The organism is Thermoplasma sp. Kam2015, assembly GCF_003205235.1.
Lineage (GTDB): Archaea > Thermoplasmatota > Thermoplasmata > Thermoplasmatales > Thermoplasmataceae > Thermoplasma.
In genome coordinates this window covers 1-21395 of the sequence record NZ_QJSM01000014.1, presented here as the reverse complement: position 1 = coordinate 21395, position 21395 = coordinate 1, and the positions used below count along the sequence as shown (strand labels likewise).

Annotated in this window: 16 protein-coding genes and 1 pseudogene; 6 read left to right on the top strand and 11 right to left on the bottom strand. The window is 43.7% G+C overall.

What is annotated here, in order from left to right:
• Window positions 1-4: 4 nt before the first annotated feature.
• Together DMB44_RS01365 and DMB44_RS01360 are read right to left on the bottom strand one after the other, a co-directional pair.
• Entirely contained in the window at window positions 5-1096 is a 1092-nt protein-coding gene (locus DMB44_RS01365; RefSeq protein ID WP_161952073.1) for an ABC transporter permease, read from the bottom strand.
• 131 nt (window positions 1097-1227) lie between these two features.
• Window positions 1228-5175 (bottom strand): ABC transporter substrate-binding protein, encoded by a 3948-nt coding sequence (locus DMB44_RS01360; RefSeq protein WP_153280102.1) that lies wholly within the window; start codon window positions 5173-5175, stop codon window positions 1228-1230.
• 745 nt (window positions 5176-5920) lie between these two features.
• Here DMB44_RS01360 and DMB44_RS09225 point away from each other — a divergent pair.
• Window positions 5921-6427: a hypothetical protein gene (locus tag DMB44_RS09225; protein ID WP_153280101.1), complete on the top strand. Its 507-nt coding sequence runs from the start codon at window positions 5921-5923 to the stop codon at window positions 6425-6427.
• 4 nt (window positions 6428-6431) lie between these two features.
• Here the strand turns inward: DMB44_RS09225 and DMB44_RS01355 are convergent, their stop codons facing one another.
• Together DMB44_RS01355 and DMB44_RS01350 are read right to left on the bottom strand one after the other, a co-directional pair.
• A complete protein-coding gene (locus DMB44_RS01355; protein WP_110640265.1) occupies window positions 6432-7283 on the bottom strand; it encodes a thiamine pyrophosphate-dependent enzyme in 852 nt (283 codons plus the stop codon).
• 2 nt (window positions 7284-7285) lie between these two features.
• A complete protein-coding gene (locus DMB44_RS01350) occupies window positions 7286-9052 on the bottom strand; it encodes a 2-oxoacid:acceptor oxidoreductase subunit alpha (RefSeq protein WP_237265216.1) in 1767 nt (588 codons plus the stop codon).
• 189 nt (window positions 9053-9241) lie between these two features.
• Between DMB44_RS01350 and DMB44_RS01345 the strand changes: the two genes are divergently transcribed.
• Window positions 9242-10615 carry an aspartate ammonia-lyase gene (locus DMB44_RS01345; protein ID WP_110640264.1) on the top strand — a complete coding sequence of 458 codons (1374 nt, stop codon included), beginning with the start codon at window positions 9242-9244 and terminating at the stop codon, window positions 10613-10615.
• Window positions 10616-10735: 120 nt separating this feature from the next.
• On the opposite strand, the gene DMB44_RS01340 is transcribed toward DMB44_RS01345, so the two are convergent.
• The gene (locus DMB44_RS01340) at window positions 10736-11269 is read right to left on the bottom strand and encodes an Lrp/AsnC family transcriptional regulator (RefSeq protein WP_010900686.1); all 534 of its coding nucleotides are present in this window, start codon (window positions 11267-11269) and stop codon (window positions 10736-10738) included.
• Window positions 11270-11503: 234 nt separating this feature from the next.
• Here DMB44_RS01340 and DMB44_RS01335 point away from each other — a divergent pair, with 234 nt between their 5' ends.
• Entirely contained in the window at window positions 11504-12709 is a 1206-nt protein-coding gene (locus DMB44_RS01335; RefSeq protein WP_110640263.1) for a tRNA (N(6)-L-threonylcarbamoyladenosine(37)-C(2))-methylthiotransferase, read from the top strand.
• Here DMB44_RS01335 and dph2 read toward each other — a convergent pair.
• The 4 genes from dph2 to DMB44_RS01315 all read right to left on the bottom strand — a co-directional run bounded on the left by dph2 (window position 12683) and on the right by DMB44_RS01315 (window position 16577).
• A complete protein-coding gene (gene dph2, locus DMB44_RS01330; protein WP_237265218.1) occupies window positions 12683-13702 on the bottom strand; it encodes a diphthamide biosynthesis enzyme Dph2 in 1020 nt (339 codons plus the stop codon). The genes DMB44_RS01335 and dph2 overlap by 27 nt on opposite strands.
• A gap of 99 nt (window positions 13703-13801) precedes the next feature.
• Window positions 13802-14488 (bottom strand): hypothetical protein, encoded by a 687-nt coding sequence (locus tag DMB44_RS01325; RefSeq protein WP_110640261.1) that lies wholly within the window; start codon window positions 14486-14488, stop codon window positions 13802-13804.
• A 57-nt stretch (window positions 14489-14545) separates the two neighbouring features.
• On the bottom strand, window positions 14546-15058 hold the full coding sequence (locus DMB44_RS01320) for a hypothetical protein (RefSeq protein WP_110640260.1): 513 nt from the start codon (window positions 15056-15058) through the stop codon (window positions 14546-14548).
• A 61-nt stretch (window positions 15059-15119) separates the two neighbouring features.
• Window positions 15120-16577: a sugar porter family MFS transporter gene (locus tag DMB44_RS01315; RefSeq protein ID WP_110640259.1), complete on the bottom strand. Its 1458-nt coding sequence runs from the start codon at window positions 16575-16577 to the stop codon at window positions 15120-15122.
• Window positions 16578-16849: 272 nt separating this feature from the next.
• On the opposite strand from DMB44_RS01315, the gene DMB44_RS01310 reads away from it, so the two are divergent.
• Window positions 16850-17617: an SDR family oxidoreductase gene (locus DMB44_RS01310; RefSeq protein ID WP_110640258.1), complete on the top strand. Its 768-nt coding sequence runs from the start codon at window positions 16850-16852 to the stop codon at window positions 17615-17617.
• Between the two features lie 155 nt (window positions 17618-17772).
• On the top strand, window positions 17773-18741 hold the full coding sequence (locus DMB44_RS01305; RefSeq protein WP_110640257.1) for a Gfo/Idh/MocA family protein: 969 nt from the start codon (window positions 17773-17775) through the stop codon (window positions 18739-18741).
• Here DMB44_RS01305 and menC read toward each other — a convergent pair.
• On the bottom strand, window positions 18733-19818 hold the full coding sequence (gene menC, locus DMB44_RS01300; RefSeq protein WP_110640293.1) for an o-succinylbenzoate synthase: 1086 nt from the start codon (window positions 19816-19818) through the stop codon (window positions 18733-18735). The genes DMB44_RS01305 and menC overlap by 9 nt on opposite strands.
• A gap of 175 nt (window positions 19819-19993) precedes the next feature.
• Between menC and amrS the strand changes: the two genes are divergently transcribed.
• Entirely contained in the window at window positions 19994-21055 is a 1062-nt protein-coding gene (gene amrS, locus DMB44_RS01295) for an AmmeMemoRadiSam system radical SAM enzyme (RefSeq protein ID WP_110640256.1), read from the top strand.
• A gap of 44 nt (window positions 21056-21099) precedes the next feature.
• On the opposite strand, the pseudogene DMB44_RS09380 reads toward amrS, so the two are convergent.
• Window positions 21100-21395 (bottom strand): annotated as a pseudogene (locus tag DMB44_RS09380) (RNA-guided endonuclease TnpB family protein); the annotation flags it as partial.

The following is a 21395-nucleotide window of genomic DNA, read 5'->3' as shown; positions in this document are numbered from 1 at the left end:
CACCTCAGTACCTTATCCTCGGATCAAGGAAAGCATATACAACATCTACGATAAGATTTGCAAATACAAGAACCAGGCCAAACACCAGGGTTACGCCCATCACGCCATATATAGAATAGCTGGTAATTGCATTTATGCCCAGGAGGCCCATCCCTGGATAGTCAAAGACATCCTCAATCAGAACAACTCCACCCAGAAGACTGGCAAATAGCAAACCTAGAACTGTCACAGTTGGAATGAGGGCGTTCTTCCTTATATGCCTTTTTATTATGATTTTCTCTGGAACACCCTTAGCGCGAGCGGTCTTCACATATTCTTGCCTCATATTATCCATCATTCCTGCCCTAAGGAATCTTACAATACCAGCAAGTATCCCTAACGTCAAAGTTAGCACTGGAAGCACAATGTGTAGAAGCCCACTATAAGCTATTGCATAGTCATGATGAATCAGAGCATCAAATATTATAAGATGGGTTGGATGGCTTACAAGAGCACTGGTGTTTGGCGATACTAACCAAGATGGGACCGGAAATGGAACCAATGCATAATTGAACGTACCAGATATCGGAAATATGCCAAGTGGATTGCCAGTAATAGCACCTCTTCCAAAAACTATCTGAAAAAGAAGCGCAAGAACAAAAGCTGGCATAGCGTAAACGGCAAGTGAGAATATCCTCCCAGCGTGATCAGCTACTGAATTCGGCTTTGATCCAATATAGGTTCCCAAAGGAATTGATATCAAGACCGAAAGTATGACCGCAAATATCGTAAGTTGAAGCGTGTTAGGGAAAAATTCTTCAATGCCTGTCAGAACAGGGCCAGTATAGAAATTACTTACCATAAAGCCCCATTGACCATGAAAGAGAGCAGCCAAATAGAAGAAATATTGAACAGGAACAGGATAATTGAGACCCAGTAATGCCCTGGCATGTGCGATCTGAACCGATCTAGGCAACGTACTGTGAGGATTGACGTATTGAGAAAGTAGAAGGGATGTCGGAAGAGCTCTCATAAGTATAAATGTCAATAGAGTCAAGCCTATCAATGTTGGTATCAGGAGGAGTATTCTTCTGATGATAAAGAAACGTAACTCCATATGCATTCATCGAAATGCAGTATAAAAGAATTTTGCAACAAATAGAATCCATAGAAAAATATCAAAACGAGAAAAATAAAAGAAATAGCTTTTATAAAAAATATTATAAGTTATTACACACTGATTCCTTATCATTTATAGTACAGATAGTTGTACAGTAGATCACCCGCACCTATGGTCCACATGACGTTCTGCTCCCAATCTATCATTACACTCTTAGGAACTTTATCAGATATTATCTGGAAGTCGACGGCCTGTTCTATGTATACGTAGAACGTCATATTGATGAGCTCCTCGTTCATCTTATGGAACCACATCAGCGCAACGCTGGTATTGGATGCAGCTGTGCCGTTGTCATAGTAACCTATCATTTCCTGAAGATACCTTGCCTCAGTAGTATTCCTTGCAGGATTGCTTGTATTGTATCCGATCCAATATGGAGTCATGTCATTCGGACCAGGATACGTCGTAGAATTTTCGGGCAATGCCATCGGTCCCAGGTAATCTGTCGGGTATGGGTAGTCTGGAGCCCAACCAAGCTCGTATATTGGCATCGGGTTCTGACCCTGTACCTGGTATCCCAGTATGCTCGGGAACGCAAGCGGTATCACCGGGAAGGTTGCGCCCTTTATGAATGAGGAGAGATAGGTACCCCACTGTGTGGCCCCGGCTAGGTCAACAGGATCCGCGCTGAATATTATTATCGGTATGTTCAGCGGAGCTCCCATATATTCGTAATCGCCGTCTGAAGCAGTCGTTATATTGTAAGCACTGCTATGCGTGTTGTTGTATACTAGCTTATTCCAAGTGGCTACTCCCTCCTGCCAGTATTCAGTCGCAAGCTTTAGATTAAAGTATGGTACCTGATGGTTCGTCGCTGCATTGAGCTCAGCTATTGACTGATAGCCAAGCATTCCAGCATCCAACATCCCAGCATAGGGTATGGCGAAAGTAACATTGTAGACAGCATTTCCTACATCTTTGTTAAGATACTGACTCTCATTGTATGCATAGGCAAAGGCCTTCCTTATCTGGAGGACACTGAAGAGGGCAGAAGGCATATTCGCTGACTTGTCAAGCGTAGATAGCATGGTCGTGTTGACATTGGTATTGAAGTTGTACCAGAATATGCTCAGCGAAGGCTTTGATAGATAATAGTCTATGTGAGAGGCATTAAGACCTTCAACCAGACTCCAATCACTGGTCGGTATTCCGCCAGTCTGGGCATACCCAGATTTCAGCTGCAGGTATCTCGTTGAGGTCTCTCCTATGTATTCGAGGACGACCTTGTCTATATGTGCCCTTGGGAACCATGGGCCTGGTGGATTGAAGTTGGGGTTCTTAACAAGAACAACTGCTGATGATGGAATGATGTAGTCTATCTCGTATGGGCCATCAGCCATAACATTGTTCACTAAGTACTCGTTATAGTCGGACGCACTCCCCTGTGCTTTGTATTCGTTGAAGCCAGTAGCATTCCATGGTAATGCGTAAGGTGTTAGTCCCGCCTTCCATGCAAGGGCTGGCTGTGATGCAGTTGCATGAGCGACAATCCAGTTTGCATCCATGACGAAGTCTCCACTTGCGGATAATAGTTCGAACACAAAGTTAGGTGTTAAAGGTCTCTGGAAGTGGAATGTTATATTGTTCGTCGCATTATTGACGGTCATATTCTGGGTTATATTCCAGAACGTATTTGAAGTGTAGTAATTACCAGGTAAGAGCACCTGGGCTATTATCCAGCCCGGAGTCTCTGGCGATCCTGCATCGAACAGCAAAGTCCTTATGTATGAATAGTAGACATCCCATGCTGTTACGGGCTGCCCATTCTGCCAGGTCGCGTTGGCCCTTATGTGGAACGTATAGTTCTCATACGGCTTGATGTGGACCGTATATGTTGTATGCCAAGGCGTAGTAACTGTATAGTTCTTGTAATTTGTATTTATACCACCGTTAGATGTGGTCGGAAGATATGCTGCAAGCTGTGGTACGAATGAGCTTGATGAGGATCCGTTATACATCACTAGGAACTGATACACATTTTCAAGTATCTCTCCACTGACTGTATCATAAGCTATAGCACCATCCAGCGTCTTATATGCTCCTGTTTCCGCTTCCGCGTTTACGAAAGTGGTCACTGCGGTTGTGACAGTGTAGAGTGCAGCACTGGGTGCAATAACCAGATCCTGATAGAAGAATGTATGGAATACGCCAGCCGTAGCATTGAGCTCACCGGTTATTATAGGCGATGTCGTCATTCCAGTAGTTTGTATCGTAAGCGTCACATTTACTGTATCGTTCGGACCCAAATACTTTACATTCACTGGGGCGACATATAGCAGCGATGTATTCACTTCATACGTCAAATTGGTCTCTGCGTTGAGGCCCACTCCAGATGTTGCTGGATAGTTGATGACGCTTCCTGCCGCGTAAGATACCGTGTTATATGATGCCTCATATGTTACAGTCGAATTCGTCATAAATTCAGTTTCAGCTTTGCTCACAAAGGTCAATTTTGAACCTCCCAGAACTGATGCCGATGTAAGATTCATCAGGGTTGAATCCGCAGCGAACACCATTAAACTATGCTCAGAGAGTTCTACTTCCGTGTTATTGTCGAAGTATAGTGCACTTCCACCTATTAATTCAATTGACGAAGTCTCAAACGATGTTGTATTGTTGAAATATAGCAGCATAGGCCCAGTAACAGGTGTACCAGGTATAACAGAGTAAAGCTTTCCTGATGAGGTGTAGTTCCCATACGTGGTAAACGTTATAGTAGTTCCACTGGGGATCATTACAGAGTTTCCTGCCTTTACAGTGACATTTACACCGTTACCTTTAGCCTTCGGGAATCTTAGTGTCTGGTTGAGATAAGCTGTAGCGTTCTTCATGAACATGACGCCAGATTTTGCGCTTATATTGTAATATGCATTTGATGAAATATTCAGCATTGAACCAGACGCAAATGTAACGTTAGTCATAGGTATAAAAGCCAAGTTTGAATTTGCAACTAGCATAAATGAATCGTTTGCACTCAAATTAGCGTACTGCCCCTTAAGATAGTTCACAGATGCCCCCGCACTATAATTTAATTTTGCAACGTTGGTATATTTGACAATGGTTGGTGATACATAGTTTAAAACAGTGCCCGCGTAGTTTTGAACCTCAGTTCCCTTGAGATAACCAAGGCTGACTAACATTAACGTTACAGTACCGTTCGCCAGCGTCATGGACGTCATACCAGTCGTTGAATTGTAATTGTAGAAAGCCATCTGGTTCTTCATATACTCCATTATGGTGCTATTGTATATTGCTGTTGGAAAACTCTCGTAACCCAGACTACCAGTATAGGTAGCTATGCCTATCTCATAATATCCAGAGGTAAGATTGGTGAGATTTAAATATGCCTGGCTTGGTGGCAACTTGTAGGCCTGATCGGTGAAATTGTAGTAATAGGGCATTTTCACTTTCTCTACAAGAGATCCATTTTTATAAAGATATACCACCTGAGAAACAACCTCATAGTTGGTATTTGCTGGTGGGGTGAAGTAACCGACAACATAGGATAGATTCGTCATCGGTTTGAAAAGCTGGGTCTGATTTACAAGTGGTGAAGAAGTGCTGTGAACAAGAGCTATATCACCGACTGATTCCTCGCTAGGTAATGATGTGCTAGTAGATGTAACCGATATGAGAGAGTTAGTGCTCTGATAAACTGATCCGCCGAAGTTCACGACATAGTAAATATAATAGTTCCCCGGATTATTATATACATGAGAAACTGTTACCTTATCACTACCGCTATATGGTATGATCGAAGTCGTAGCATCTCCCCAGTATACTGTTATACTGCTAAAAGCTCCATTGGTCTGTATTGTCAGGTTATAGGGCTGGCCTATCACCGCTGATGATTCGGCAGATACTACCTTTGCACTAGATCCTGTTGTTACCGGATGATAGAAGCCCAATACGCTTACGACAACGATAACAACAACAAGAACTGTTATTATCGCGTACCACTTCGTATTGGACGTCTTCGGTCCAACAGGAGGAATATTAGGCTGATTACTTTCCATGTTCTTATCCTCCAATTTATGCAGGTGTTTATGTAAATTTAGATATTTAAATCTTATTACATCATATATGCACTTGATAAAGGCAATTATTTTCGTGACTTCTGTTATCTAATGCATTGCCATAATTTTCTCTTAAGCATTATTCTATTGTCTTTTATAGATCAATTATGATTTCGAAAATTCATTATATGCCCAAAATTTAATGCTCGAGATTGGAAGATAAAGACGCAGTTTTATCATGGTTTCTATAATTAACGCTTCACGTAACATCGTTCTTAATAATCGATAATAAAATATCTAGGTGCTTTAATACAATTATATGCTAGAAATTATATAAATCCAAGAAATACTCAACTGACTATCATACGCTCCAGGTGAGCCTATTGAATAGGAATAACCAACATTGCGAAGGGAACCTTTGATATAACTGAGGTCAAAATAACACATTAGACAGCCTTTATTTTAAGTTTGCCCATTGTTATGCACTATGATAGGAATACCAACTTTATATATGCCTAACATTCTTGATTGAAAATTTATCGAGTTTATCAGATCTCCAAATTAATTCAATTAGTAGTCTTATTTAACTTGCGTTCCATTAATGTGCTGTTTCCTGGAATATTGTGACCATAATATTAATGGATATGCTTCATATCTCTAACATAGCACGGGGATTGATAGAATTTCCAAAATAAGAATAGAAATAGCAAAGAATAGAAAGCCCCTGGACGGGAAGAGGCCTGGAATGAAGCTCTTAGCGTTATCTGTATTGCTGATTTTACTTGGATCTGGTATTATAGGTTATTCCTATACCCAGCATCCGATATATCATAGTTATTCAATCGAAGATTATTCAGTCAATGGAAGTTCAAACATTACGTTATATAACTTCTTTGGAATACCATCAAACCTTTCCATAACAACAGGCAATTCCACCACATGGATACGTATTTACATAATTTCAGAGTACAGGAATTTTACTGGCGTAACCGTGATCAGTACAAAGTTAATTGAAAATATCACATTGGAACCACGAACGAATTACAATATATTCCTTCCGGCACAATATAGTAACATCCCTTATGATGTGCAAATTTTGGCAAAAAATAATTCACATACTTCATTGATCTATTCAACGAAGATTGAAAAAACTGCATATTCGAATGTTTATATAGAATCAATCGGCATATTGATTTTGATAGCCGGAACAATATTATTTGCAATTTACCTAACAAAATTTAAAAAGGACTGAAGAATTATGCAAATTCTTCCAGATCCTCTTCGGTAAGCGTATGTACCTTCTGTTCTATGAGTGGCCCATCCCTTAGGACCTCGTCAAGGTCCTCATATGTTGGCCTTTCCACCTCATAGAAAACGCCTATTGGTATGTGATCGCCCCATTCAAAGGCGAGCTTATATGCCTGGTCGAAGTTTGTGACATCGTTATTCTCAAGGTGGTAGACTCTGGGCCTGAAGTACTCATAGCTGTTTTCCTTGTTCCATGTAACGCATGGGCTGATGACATCTATGAAGGAAAAGCCCTTGTGCTTTATAGCGCGAACCGTTATATCCTTAAGGTGTTTCACGTCTCCTGAGAATGCCCTCGCAACAAATGTGGCTCCAGCATTCAGCGCAAAGGCTATCGGGTTGAACGGAGTCTCTATATTTCCGTCCGGCGTTGTCTTTGTTCTGAGCCCTATGGGTGCGGTAGGCGAAGCCTGCCCGGTCGTTAGACCGAAGACCTGGTTATCGGATACCATGTACGTTATATCAACATTCCTCTTTGCGGTGTGGTAGAAATGCTGAGTGCCCTCAAAAAAGCCGTCACCGTCTCCACCGTATGCTATGACGGTCAGCTTTGAGTTGGCCCATTTTACACCAGCTGCGAATGGAACAAGCCTTCCATGAAGGCCATGGAAGCCGTATGTGTTCAGGAACTCAGGCATGTTGGATGAGCATCCGATACCAGATGCCACAACCACATCCTTAGGATCTATCTTCAATTCAGCAAGAGCCATCGTTATTGCAGAAAGCTGCGCGAAATTACCACAGCCAGGGCACCAGTCTGGTGGCACCCTCTTGTTCTTATAATCGTTCATGTTCATCATGATCACTCCCTTATGACCTCCTTCTTCTTGCCAATCCTGACCTCGATCTCGTCAGCAAGCGCATTTGGATAAAACGCCTCGCCGTCATACTTCGTTATCAGATCTGGCTTTACGAGGAACTGAGCTGATATGTACTTTGAAAGCTGCCCAGAATAGTTGTTTTCAACCGCTATGATCTTCTTCTTGTTCTTGAGGAGAGTACCTATGTCAGGATTCAGCGGAAACACATTCTTGACCTCTATGGCGCCTATCTTTATGCCCTTTGATCTGAGTATGTCTACTGCCTCCTCGACAGTCCCCTTCGTACTTCCCCACTGTATTATCACGTATTCTGCGTCTTCTATATGGTATGTGGGCGTAGGCCTCATCTCCTCTATGTATGTGTCCATCTTGCGCATTCTCTTCTGCATCATCCTTATTCTGTCCTGGGGATTGGTCACAGCATCGCTGACGACGTCTCCGTATTCATTGTGTTCATCTGAATCCTCGTTGTGCATGTTTCCAGGCTGTCCGGGAATTGCCCTCGGCGATATGCCCGTTTCAGTTATAAGATACCTCTTGTAATCCTGCTCATTGTCCTTGGCCCTGAGCCCGTGATCTATCGTGAAGTTCAAATCGAAGCTGTCTATGGTATCGTAATGCTCGGCCAGATACAGATCGGACATTATGAAAACAGGCGTCTGGTATTTTTCCGCTATATTCATGGCTTCCCTCGTGAGATAGAAGGCCTCTTCTATGTCGCCGGGAGCAAACACTATTCTCGGGAAATCACCCTGCGAAGCACCAAGAACCTGATTGAGATCTCCCTGCTCCGTCTTAGTGGGCAGGCCAGTGGAAGGACCTGGCCTCTGCGCCTCATATATTACTAGAGGTACCTCGGTCATGCCGGATAAACCCACGGCCTCGGTCATGAGGGCAAAGCCTCCTCCTGAGGAACCGGTCATGGCACGAACGCCAGCATAGTTGGCGCCTATAACCGTGTTTATAGCGGATATCTCGTCTTCAGGTATCTTGACGAAAACACCGTACTTTTTGGCATGCTGTGCAAGGAAATGAAGGGCTGATGATGCAGGCGTCATAGGATAGGCAACATACATCTTCAGTCCTCCGGCCACAGCACCCAGTGCAACGGCCATACCGCCGGAGATCATGTACTTCTTCTTTCCGAATTTGAATTTCTTTCCAAGCGGTTTGTAATTTGCTAGGAAATAATCGTAGCCTTCCTTTGCCGCCTTGACGTTCAGTTCAGCTATATCTCCCTTCTTGCCGAACTGATCCCTTATCACGTCAGCGAAGATGTTGAAATCGATTCCCGATGCCGCTATCGCTGCGCCAAGACCAACAGTATTCTTCAGCAGCGTATTCTTGCTGTACTTCGCCGCTATATCGGCGAGCGGCATTGGACAGTAGTTGGTATCTCTCTTCGTGTAATTCTTGATCGAGTTATCGAATATTGCGATTCCATCCTTTCCCAGAGGAGAAGCGCCGCCCTCGTTTATATCTGGATTTGTATGTCTCTCAACACCGTCCTGGTTCAGTGCCACGAGTATGTCAAGACCGTCTCCCTGATTCTTCACCTTAACGTCAGAAGCACGCACCTGATACCAGGATTCACCACCCCTAATTATATCCTGATAATAATTGTAGGATGTGGCGTAAAGCCCACTTCTTGCAAAAGTTCTCACCAGGATCTCACCAGCCGACTGCACACCGTCACCGGCTGCACCGGCTACTCTGATAATGACCTCGTTTTGCCTCATGATTGTCATCTATTGTTATCACCGGATGATATTAATATGTTTTTTCTCTTTTCCGAACTAATTGATATATAGCATAGAGAGAATACCAATTATGGTCATTGTAGATATTTGTCATGCCGATGGACATATAGAAAAATTTGATCATTGCTTGTGTGGATGAAGCAATCAAAAATTTATATGTTCAAACGATAATCACTCATGAGGACAGAAAGGGACGTTATAGGTGAAGTGCAGCTGCCCGATGATGTTTTCTATGGTATAAACACCGCAAGGGCTAGGGAAAATTTCAGAATCACGGGTCTCACCGCGGATTCTGATCACATCGTTTCAATAGCGCAGGTCAAGAAGGCTGCTGCTCTTGTGAACGCCGATGGTGGATCTCTTGACAGGGAGAAGGCTGATTACATATCAAAGGCATGCGATGAGATAATCAACGGGAAATACCACGATCAGTTCGTGATCGATGTGTATCAGGCCGGAGCTGGAACCTCTTACAACATGAATGCCAATGAGGTCATAGCCAATGTGGCGCTAACGCTGATGGGCAAGAACAAGGGTGACTACTCCGTGATCCACCCCAACGATCATGTCAACATGAGCCAGTCAACCAATGATGTTTACCCCACCATGATGCGCCTGACAGTTTCCAAAAAGATCAGGAAGCTGAAGAACGCGCTGAACGAGCTCATAGAGAGTCTGGAGAACAAGAGCAAGGAGTTCAGAGGCATAGCAAAGCCCGGAAGGACGCATCTGCAGGACGCTGCACCTGTGACACTAGGATTGGAATTCGGAGCCTACGCTTATGCAATGAAGAAGGATCGTGATGAGATAATAGACGCATCCGACTACATAATGGAGCTCAACATAGGCGGTACTGCAGTTGGAACCGGCATAAACACTGCAAAGAACTACCAGGAAAATGTTGTGAAGCACATCAATGAGATCACAAAGGAGAACTTCAGGAAGAGTTCAAATCTGCTTGGCATAATGCAGTTCATGACAGATTTTTCTAGGGTTATGAACTCCGTCACGAACCTTGCCCTAGATGTTGAAAAGATCGCCAACGATATCAGGCTTCTATACTCTGGACCGGGCACCGGCATACATGAGATTATAATTCCAGCTGTACAGCAGGGATCATCGATAATGCCCGGAAAGATCAACCCATCCATAGCGGAGGCTATGAACATGATATGCCATTCAGTGATCGGATCGCAGCAGGCCGTCAATATGAGCGTACAGGCAGGCCAGCTTGAGCTCAACGTGATGATGCCCAACATAGATTACGAGCTTACAAGATCCATAGACATCATGACAAATGGACTTAAGATGTTCAAGGAGAAGCTCATAGATGGAATCAAGGCAAACGTTCCGGTATGCAGGGAACATCTGGCAAACAGCTTTGGATCCGCCGCACTGCTGAACCCGTATCTGGGCTATGATAATGTGGCCAAGATCGTCAGGGAGGCTGTTGAGACTGGAAAGTCCATAAAGAGCCTTGTGCTAGCCACCGGAAAGCTCACGGAAGAACAGTATATGAAGATAATGGACAGTGGCGTACCGAAAGATTAAACCAATATTTTCATATCTTTTCATTTCTGATCAATTGTTCAACGATGATCCTTTTCGCTATTGCAGATAACAATGTCAAATAAAGATGGATGATGTTATGAGTTTAAAATTTAGAAAAAATCATATGCCTATCCATGGGTTCTTCCTGTAGGCTTTAGATATGATCATGGTTTCGAAGTTCTTCACGCCGCTCATCTTTGAGATCTGACTCTCAAAATTTTCAATAGCCTCAAGATTCAGGAACAGCGTTTCCGCTATCAACTGATTCTTTCCTCTCCTCCTATAAAGGCTCAACACGTTTATGTTATCAGTTATGGAATTCGCAACATCATCCATCTTATTAGGATCTACGTCTATTATTATGTAGGCCTTTATACTGTTCTCCACTGCCTGAAGATCGACCAGAGCCGAGAATCCTATTATTATCTTTTTCCTGACCAGCTCATTTATCCTCCTTCTCACCGTTGCTTCACTGGTATTGAGGGCCTTGGCTATCTCCGCATTTGAGATCCTTGCGTTGTACCTGAGAAAGCATATTATCTGCTTGTCTAGTTCATCAACAGGCAGAAGTGATGGATCGATCCTGGACCAGCGGATGGCCACGTCGCAGCTGTAGCCCTCCAGATATTGATCTGATATGTCTTTCTTTTCCATATTTAGTTATTTATTTTAAATATATAAATTCTGAGTTTAAGATTCTGTTATTAAATAACGGATGCAATAATATTTTTTTATAAAAGGATTATTTTCTATCAACAAATATGCGATAACAACCGTAATTTAGTTTTTGCGATGGTCAATTACGACACTTGACGTATCATCAAATGGTTATCAATTTCCGATTCCCCGGAAAATCACACTAATATACGAGATAAAAATGCACATCAAATGAAGATTTACTACGAGGGCTATGGTTGCACACTGAATCAAGGAGAAACTGGGCTCTACGTCAATAAATTGCTGAATGAGGGATCAACACTGGTGAAAAGACCTGAGGAAGCCGATGTCTCAATAATAGGCACCTGCGCAGTCATACAGAAGACCGAAGAACATATGATGCGCCGGATAGAGGAACTGAGCAGATACGGAAGAGTCCAGGTCATAGGATGCCTGTCGGCGATAAAGGGAAGGGAACTCTCAGGAGGAGTCATCGAGTCCATTGACAGGGATCGGTTTCAGCAATTCCAGGAATACCTCGATGATACCTCGATAATAGATGCTGAAATCATGTCTGGCATACCAATAAATCAAGGCTGCACAGGCAGATGCAACTTCTGCATATCGCATATCGCCAGGGGGAAGCTTGTTTCAAGAAGACCAGAAAAGATTGTGAATCAGGCCAGAATGATCATAGAGTCTGGAAAGAAGGAGATAAGAATAAGCTCTCTCGATACGGCAGCCTATGGAAAGGACATCGGTATCAGGTTGCCATCACTAATAGAGATGCTTTCCAAAATACCTGGGGATTTCATGATCAGGGTAGGCATGATGGAACCCAAGAATACCTCAGAAATAATCGAATATCTTGTGAATGCTTACGATCATCCCAAGGTGTTCAAATTTCTTCACATACCGGTTCAGAGCGGAGACGATCATGTACTTCAGGCCATGAACAGGGAATACACCGTTAAAGATTTTCTTGAGATAGTAAACTCGTTCAGGAGGCGTTTTTCTGATCTTACCATATCGACCGACGTCATCATAGGGTATCACGCCGAGACGGATGAGAGTTTTGACCTGACCTACGATCTCATAGGTAAGGTAAAGCCTGATATAGTCAACGTCACAAGGTTCTCCCCAAGGGAGCTGACGGCGGATTTCGAACGCAGACCAAAACCGACAAATGTGTTGAAGGATCAGGATCGAAAGATAGCGGAACTGCACAAGCAGCTGATTCAGGAGAAGTTTTCAGCCATGATCGGAAGGGAGGAGAGAATACTGATAACTGAGGATGGGAAGCCGGGAACCATGATCGGGAGGGATGTGGCATACAGGCCAGTTATTGTACCAGCCAGTGCCAGAAAATACACATGGCATCTTGTTCGCATAACCGGCTTCGAAAACACTTCACTGATCGGCAGGATCGTCGACTGAAACTATCTCGTCAAGCACGTATCTGTTCGTTGATTTGAGAAAAGCCATCCCGAATTCGGCTGGCGTCAATATGGGTACGGAAAATTTCTCCTGATCGTCGATTGGTACTCTCGGGCATCCTGTGTAAACGATGAGATTGCAACCCATATTCTGCATGTCCATATCGCTGATATTGTCCGTATAGGCCAGTATCGCCTCCATACCCAGGCCCTTTGCATCCTGCATCAGTTTCCTGGCAAGCCGCTCCCTGCGCTGTCCTATCCTTGTGTCAACGATAAAGCATATCTTTCTGGCATCCATGGCACGGTATATTTGTGCATAGCGCCTTCTTATAAAGGCGTCAGCCTCCTTCTCCATAGGCTTTAACGACATCTCGTTCAGATCAAATAGAAACACGGGCTTATCTGTGGATATCTGCGATCCCAGCGCATGGAATATACCGGTGGAAACTATCAGAAATGCGTCCACCTCATTCTCAATGGAGTGAACTGAGCTGAAGTTGCATCCAAGAACTTGACCGTCGTAGGCCATTCTTCTATCTGATTTTCCTATAAGGACGGTGAACGACCTCGCCTCGAGTATGCTCTTAACGCGTTGAGCAGCAAAACGATACTGTATTGAATAGATGAGTCCTATCTTAGAATATTTTTCAATGGGTTTCGTATCAAATTCCCTTATCTCAACATCCCTGTAATGTTCAATGAATATTACTGGCTTCGGATACTTAATGTTCCGCATTACCGAATGCCCGATCTGAACTATCGCATCTACCCTATCATAGAGATACGAAGGGCCGATATCGCATGCACCATACACGGGGGACGAAGACACTATAACATCGTATCTCTGGGAAAGATAATTGAAATAGTCAAATACATAGGGCTTCAAGCCGTCGGGCAGCTGCAGGAGTATTCTCTTTGATCCAAGCTCTTTCAGCCTGGCATCGGCCTCCTCCACATCGCGAATGACAAATTCTGGCATTTTCTGTTCCACAGCCAATTGATGCACCTGATCGAGGATGCATTGCCCTCCAGTATTTTATCTCTTCCTTTCGGGAAAATAACCCTAAATTACATCTCGCCGAATGAAATATCAAATGAACATCTGTGGCAGTCCAATCAGAACTGCGAATAAGGCAGCGAGGTTTATGGGAACGAGGAATGGCATCCTGTATGACATAATTGCCTGGTCGCCTGAACCGATTACTCTGTACTTTTGCCTGTTTCTTGAATACTCTGCTTCGTCGTATGCGAGATGAATACCTCTGAATTTTAGACCTATAATCGTAGCATGGACATAGAATGCTGCTATAGCCAGAACGGAGAATATTGAAAGGTATATCAGAAAGCTGATCGCAAAAACTGATGCACCAAATAAGGGCCTGCTAATATACTGGAAAGCCAGTATATACGAGACCTCGGCCTTCACATCTCCGATGCCAAAGAGAGTCTCTCTGTAACCCAGCAGTGTCAGAACAACAGCTATTGTTGATCCGATGCTCAAGCATCCAAGGATCATGGCCATTATAAACGCGGCCACGGGCAAGATTAGATAAATATAGGAATCTGTGCGTATGAATGTGGCAGCGGCAATGGTCAAGGTGAAAGCAGTAAGATAATAATCATGTATAAGGGCATAATACAGCGCAGCAACTGCAAACATGGGAAGAAAGGTGAATGAATTAACGCTCCTCTTCCTCATGTCTGATAGCGATGAGTAAATAGCCGTAATCACGAAGACGAAAAATGAGGCGATCAATAGCCCATAGCTGAACAGCATTAAACCCATTGAAGATCTCGTAATTTATTAAATATTTTCACGATAGGAAGTGAAGCATCAGATCTGTGGTTCTTCCGGCACCTGTTTTTTCCTTAGAATAAGACCGATCACTGCTATTATTATTCCAACTATTATGAGAACTATGCCTATCAGCATCACAACTGACAGATATGTGTAACCTAGAGGTATGTAACTCCAAGTTATGGCCGCAGCAGAGCTGTTGAATGCCACTATGTAGTAAGATCCTGCGGCTGTGAGATCGTAGGCCCACACATGCTCTGAGGACACCGAAGTGGTGGTCAGCGGGCTTATGGATCTTGATGCCACATTAGATGCATTGAGGCCGGTCAAATTCGCCGATGACACCAGGTATAGCGGTGAAAATGTGCTGTCAACAGTTAGAAGAGACGGCGCAAATATGGTGATCTCATAGTAGCTCATTCCAACTTTACTCTGCATCATAACGGTACTGGTTACCGTGTAATGCCCCACGAGATAATCTCCGCCGGCAGTCATTGCGATTCCGATTATGAATATGATGAGACCTATCAGTAGGATCTTCTTCCTCATTATAGCAAGAGAACACAATTGCCTTATTAAAATGTTTTTGATAAAAATTTAATAAAATAAGTCATTTTGGATCGGCTGGTGCAGTCTCATTTCTTATTGATATGGAGGCTTTCTTCATCTGCCCCAGCGTGTTGTTTTCGAACAGCGTGTCTATCTGCTCTACGGAAAGGCCCTTGGTCTCTGGCATTATGTAGTAAAACAGTATCAGAGCTATAAGGGACAGGATTCCAAAGACAAACTCCACGTTCTTTATCGTTATGGCTGAATCCATCACTGGGAAGAGTTCAACTATGGCAAAATTGGCAATCCAGTCTATGAATGCACCCAGCGATGCATAAAGGCCTCTCATGCTTGTTGGGAAGTATTCTCCCTGTATCATCCAGCCTGTTCCTCCAACCCCGAATGCAAAGAATATGATGAACCCGGCGAATGCTATGAACAGGCCTATGTCGAGCTTTAGGTATAACAGCAAGCCACCAAGTATTCCAAAGAACGTCATGCCTGCGTAGCCCATCAGAGCCAGCTTCCTCCTACCGACAGAATCGATATACCTGAAACCTATGTATGTGGCCGCGACGTTTATTATGGCAAGTATGGCAGAAGCCGCTACCGAATAGTATATGCTGTAGACGAGCGACGTCGATTTTCCCACTATGTGCAGGTTCTGGAGAACAACCGGACCGTAATAGAATGGTATGTTTATTCCTGTTATCTGCTGGAACACGAAGAACAGGCCAACTATCAGCAGAGCCCTCTTCACACCAGGAGTTATACCATGCGGCTGTGTAAGTTTAACAGACTTCAGCTCTTCTTCATTCATTGATATTCCAAGTTTTTTGAGCGATGTGGCTGCTTCTCGATATTTTCCCTTGACCAGGAGCCATCTGGGGGACTCTGGCATCATAAACCTGAATGCAAGGCCGATGGCTGCCGGTATGGCGGCAACCCCCAACATTATCCTCCAGCCAAACTTGAACGCCAGACCTGGAGCAAAGAAGAGGGTAGCCATCCCAACAAGATAAGCGCCGAGAATTCCGATCGTTATCATCCACTGCTGCAGTATTCCCAAGGTTCCTCTTTTAGCCTTCGGCGCATATTCAGCTATGTAAGCAGTTGCTATCCCAGAGTCTGCACCCACTGCTATACCTATCAGAGTTCTTGAAAGCAGAAGCATGACTAGATCAACGGTGAAGGCCGAAAGCAGTGCTCCAGCCGCATATATGGCTGCATCCGCTATAAGCAGATACTTTCTTCCATATCTGTCAGTAAGGCCTGCAGCAACAAGTGCACCAACGCCAGCGCCTAGAGATGCTCCCGCAACCAAATAACCTTCTACAAATCCGGATATCCCTGGGTATATCCTCTCTATGAATGGTAAAGCAGATCCGATATTTGCAGTATCATATCCGAAAAGGAATCCGCCTATGGTAGCGAGTATCGTCAGAAGCCAGTAGAATCTGGTGACCTTGCTCATATCGAGTCTTTCGATCAGTTCTGAATATCTGACTGAAGATTCCATGCTATAAAATCCGCATAATACTTAATAATTTTCTTACATTAAATTGCGGAACGTTTAAAATATATATATTTTCATACATCATTATAAATACCTAGATGACCTGATATATAAAGAATGGATGAATACCAGCAAAATTAATATAGATCAACATGGATGGAAATAAGAAGAACCAATGAAATATTCTAATATCAAATAATAATCGATAAAGATGCTAAATATATATAATAATGCAATTTGGAAAATATTTTTCAAAGATGCCCTAATAACCATGTATGTCTGGAAAGCTTGAAGGAAAGATTGCGCTCATAACTGGCGCAAGCAAGGGTCTTGGAAGGGCTATTGCAGAGAAATTTTCCGAAGAAGGGGCCAAAGTAGCCATAAATTACAACAGCGATGAAAGAAGTGCCCTTGAGGTGAAAAAGAAAACCGGTGGGGAAATATTCAAGGCAGACGTATCTGACCGTGAACAGGTTCACAGGATGGCAATGGAGATCCACAGCAAGTTGGGAAAGATAGACATACTCGTCAACAACTCGGGGATATGGTATCTAATGCCCTTTGACCAGTATGATGACTCCAAGGTCAGGCGTATGATAGATGTGAACCTCATGGGGCAGATATACACAACTCTCGAATTCCTCCAGGATCTGAAGGAGAAAAAGGGAAAGATAATAAATATAGCATCAAACGCTGGAATAGGAACCGCCGCCAGAAACACAACATTCTATTCCATAACCAAAGCCGGTGTCATCATGCTGACGAAGAGGCTTGCCTTTGACCTCTCAGAATATGGAATAAGGGTAAACGCAATAGCGCCGGGCTGGATCGAGACCGATCTCACCATAGGCGGAAAGAGCCAAGATGAGATCAGGAAGCTTGAAGACGATTTCAGATCCAAAACAACGCTGAAAATGATCGGCAGGCCAGAGTACGTTGGTAACGTAGCGCTTTTCCTTGCCTCGGACGATTCAGAATACATGAACGGACAGGTCATCGTGATCGACGGAGGCAGGATCGATAACCTGACCCACAGCGTATAAACTTATTTTTTATTATTTCACATTTTGAAAATAAGTTCAGTTCAGAGAGGTCATAATTTTAAGGGTCATAGTGGCATGCTATCTTTTTACGTTATCATTAAATAAAATAATTATAATCAAAAGGTTTAAGTGTCATAGGACAATTTTAAGCCCATATGGATATTGTATTGGTTGGTTGCAGGGGTTTCGGGAAGGAGCACCTAAGGATCTATTCAAAGCTCGGCTACGATGTGGCAATAGTGGAGAGAGATCCGGAAGAAGCCAGAAGATGCATGGAACAGTTCAGAATATCTAAGGTATACGAAAACTATGAAGATGCTCTGCGATCAAATGCAGATATTATAGATCTTGTAGTACCTGATGGCCTGCATTACGAAATGGGTACACTTGCGATCAGAGCAAAGAAGAATCTGCTTGTTGAGAAACCCATAACACCTGACATAGATTCTGGCATAAGCCTGATACAGCAGGCAAATGAGTCTAAATTGAAGTTCATGGTTGCCGAACAGTTCTACTTCGATCCATCAGTTGCGGAGGCCCTCCGCAGGATAAAGAACGGGGAGATAGGGACACCGCACACAGTTATAGTGAGGCATCAGTCCTACAGAAAGCTGGAGGGTTGGAGAAACGAAAAGGGGATGGTAGGCCGGGGTATACTGATCGATGAAGGCACGCACTATATCGATACACTGCTTAATTTTGGCGGGAATTTCAGATCTCTTCGATCGTTCGTACACAGAACGTGGGATTATGTGGGTGAAGATACGGCTGAGGCGGTGTTCAATTTTGAAAACGGTATGCACGGCATATTCTTCTATTCATGGAATTATCCAGAGTATCCGCTGATACCTGAATTTGAAATTATTGGTGATAATGGAAGCATCTATGAAGATGTCGGAACGAAGCCATTGGAACCGTGGACACAGAGGAAGAGAAAGACGGCCTATGGAGATATAATAGTCAACGGGAAGCATATTCCCGTCGAAACTTATGACGTGATAGAAAAGGAGATCGGAGGCTTTCTTGAATCGGTGGAGAAGGACGAACCTGTACCCATGCCTCCGGAGATAGCGCTAAGAGACATAATAACAATCGACAGGATTTACAAGGCCTCATCAGATTGATATGGTGCCCGCCTCGACCATGTACCTAATCAGAGCGCCCTCATCGATCCTTACCCCTATGCCAGCATCATGATACGGTTCTATGATCCCATTCTTCATCTTGAATGGGTTTAGAACGATGTCTTTGCCAAAGTACTTTTCGTTGGGTGATGTATCTCCAGGATAATCAACCATCTCCAGGGATGCAAAGGCTATGTTGAATGCCCTGCCTATGCCCGTCTCAAGCATTCCACCAACCCAGACATGACCTCCATTCTCTCTAGCTATCTCTGCGACCTTCAGCGATTCTGAGAACCCCCCAATGCGTCCTGGTTTGATATTTATAACGTCAGCAGCTCCTATATCGAAGGCCTTCAGAGCCTTATCCGCAGAGGTTATAGATTCGTCAAGACATATGGGTGTTGAGATCTCCTTTTTCAGCTTGGAATGATATATCAGATCATCACCGGGAAATGGTTGTTCGATATATTCAAGATCGTACCTGTCCAGATCCTTTAACCTCGGTATATCGGCCGCACCGTAATCTCCGTTCGCATCCACGCTCAAGGGTATATCAGGAAACGAATCGCGTATCTCTTTGACTATGTTTTCCCTTCCCCTTGCGATCTTCACCTTTATCCTCTTGTATCCCAGCGATAGGGCCTTCTCTATCTGATCCTCCATATCTTCAATCTTAGCCATGCCTATGGATATTCCAACGTTGGCATAGCCTCTGCTCTTTCCCAAATATCTGTAAAGAGGCTGATTGCTAGCCTTGCTGTGATAATCCCAGAGCAGCATCTCCAGTGCGGCCTTTGCCATATTGTGTCCCTTTATCCCCTTCACCCTCTCCATAAATGTGGCTGGATCAGGTAGGTCTGCGATATATTTTGCCGCAAGATCCCTTATCACATGCATGGCAGTGGTGTTATCTTCATATCCGTAGTCTGGTATCACCGATGTGACTGATTCGGAATATGCATCTATGCCTTCGTGCGAAATCCTGAAAAGCAGTGCCTCCCTGTATTCCTCTGTTCCAAAACTCGTTGTGAATGGCCTTAGAAATGGGATTCTAACCCTGTAGAAATTGATCTGCATGATCATCTAATTCCAAGGCCGCTATTTAATTATTCCTCGCATGATTTCTCAGCATGAGCCACCCAATCCCTAACCATTCTATAAAGCACTTCTTAAAAAGAAGAAGATAAAAGGTATATATTCAGCCAATACAAAACAGCTAAATGCTTGCATTTCATTGATATTATGATCTATTATGCCATTAGAGCAGGTGGTCATCAACAGGCCGGTTAAAGCGACTCTTTACCGGAAGATCGATGACATGGTTGAGTGCACAGCCTGCAGCAGATACTGTAAACTGAAAGAAGGCAAAACCGGCTTTTGCGGCGTCAGAAAGAATATCGATGGAGACCTATATCTCCTCGTATACGGGATTCCTGCCGCCATAAATGTGGATCCAATCGAAAAGAAGCCCGTCCTTCACATGTTCCCTGGATCAATGATATATTCGCTCAGCACTGTTGGATGCAGTTTTGCATGTCAGTACTGCCAGAACTATGACATAAGCCAGAGGAGGACGATAACCGGCTATCATTATGAACCGCAGCAGATAGTGGAGGAAGCCATAAGCATGGGCTGCCGCGGCATAGCCTACACATACAATGAGCCTAGCATTTTTATGGAATATGCCCACGACATCGGTGTCATAGCCAGGAGAAAAGGCCTGATAAACATCTTCGTGACCAACGGCTTCGAAACGCCTGAAGCAGTAGATTATGCCAGAGATTTCCTAGATGCCGCTACTGTGGATTTCAAGGGAAACGCCAGCGATGCGTTCTACAGGAAATACATATCCGTGCCCTCAGCAGAACCCATATTCAGAACCATAGAAAGCCTGAAAGCTGCAGGAATACACGTGGAGATAACAGACCTTGTCGTGCCGGAAGTTGGTGACAACCTAGATGATGCGCGATTAATGCTCAAGAGGATAATGGATATAATTGGAGAATATGTACCCATAAGTTTTCTGAGGTTTCATCCAGACTATATGATGATGAATCTGCCAGAAACCCCGGTTGAAACCCTGAAGAAGCATCGCGATCTTGCCGTGTCTATGGGTTTCAAATACGTATATATAGGAAATGTGCCGGGATACTACGAGAACACGTACTGCCCTAACTGTGGCAATCTTCTCATAGAGCGCTTCATCTTCTCGTCAAAGGTTGTAGGCCTAGACAAAAATGGAAGGTGCAAAAAATGCGGCTTTGATCCGCATATACCACTGAACAGCGATAGGACATCTGACTACATTTTCTGAGAAATATAGCTTATATCGCGAGGTTATGGTTTCTGTTAACCATGTTAACATCCACCTCTGGAAGTTATCATCTCTTTGATGCTTAAACTTCGCGGGTATAACCCAATACCCTCTATCCCGTCAAATGCTTCAGGGATTGCCTTTCTTATTGTGTTGTAGGATGCATTCAGATCCGCATGTATTAATGTTCCATTTGCAGACTGGAATACACCCCTCTTTATTCTCTTTCCCATGTACGTGTTGTGGTGTTCTATGCTTTCGTTATCAAGAAACGAACATATGCTTGTATAGCTCTCCTCCTGTATCATGACATTGATCCCTTTCTCTTCTGCTTTGTATT

Bases quoted from the DNA above. Each gene is read 5' to 3' on its own strand.
- DMB44_RS01365 (WP_161952073.1), bottom strand. From the start codon at position 1,096: ATGGAGTTACGTTTCTTTATCATCAGAAGAATACTCCTCCTGATACCA.
- DMB44_RS01360 (WP_153280102.1), bottom strand. From the start codon at position 5,175: ATGGAAAGTAATCAGCCTAATATTCCTCCTGTTGGACCGAAGACGTCC.
- DMB44_RS09225 (WP_153280101.1), top strand. From the start codon at position 5,921: ATGAAGCTCTTAGCGTTATCTGTATTGCTGATTTTACTTGGATCTGGT.
- DMB44_RS01355 (WP_110640265.1), bottom strand. From the start codon at position 7,283: ATGATGAACATGAACGATTATAAGAACAAGAGGGTGCCACCAGACTGG.
- DMB44_RS01350 (WP_237265216.1), bottom strand. From the start codon at position 9,052: ATGACAATCATGAGGCAAAACGAGGTCATTATCAGAGTAGCCGGTGCA.
- DMB44_RS01345 (WP_110640264.1), top strand. From the start codon at position 9,242: ATGAGGACAGAAAGGGACGTTATAGGTGAAGTGCAGCTGCCCGATGAT.
- DMB44_RS01340 (WP_010900686.1), bottom strand. From the start codon at position 11,269: ATGGAAAAGAAAGACATATCAGATCAATATCTGGAGGGCTACAGCTGC.
- DMB44_RS01335 (WP_110640263.1), top strand. From the start codon at position 11,504: ATGAAGATTTACTACGAGGGCTATGGTTGCACACTGAATCAAGGAGAA.
- DMB44_RS01325 (WP_110640261.1), bottom strand. From the start codon at position 14,488: ATGCTGTTCAGCTATGGGCTATTGATCGCCTCATTTTTCGTCTTCGTG.
- DMB44_RS01320 (WP_110640260.1), bottom strand. From the start codon at position 15,058: ATGAGGAAGAAGATCCTACTGATAGGTCTCATCATATTCATAATCGGA.
- DMB44_RS01315 (WP_110640259.1), bottom strand. From the start codon at position 16,577: ATGGAATCTTCAGTCAGATATTCAGAACTGATCGAAAGACTCGATATG.
- DMB44_RS01310 (WP_110640258.1), top strand. From the start codon at position 16,850: ATGTCTGGAAAGCTTGAAGGAAAGATTGCGCTCATAACTGGCGCAAGC.
- DMB44_RS01305 (WP_110640257.1), top strand. From the start codon at position 17,773: ATGGATATTGTATTGGTTGGTTGCAGGGGTTTCGGGAAGGAGCACCTA.
- menC (WP_110640293.1), bottom strand. From the start codon at position 19,818: ATGCAGATCAATTTCTACAGGGTTAGAATCCCATTTCTAAGGCCATTC.
- amrS (WP_110640256.1), top strand. From the start codon at position 19,994: ATGCCATTAGAGCAGGTGGTCATCAACAGGCCGGTTAAAGCGACTCTT.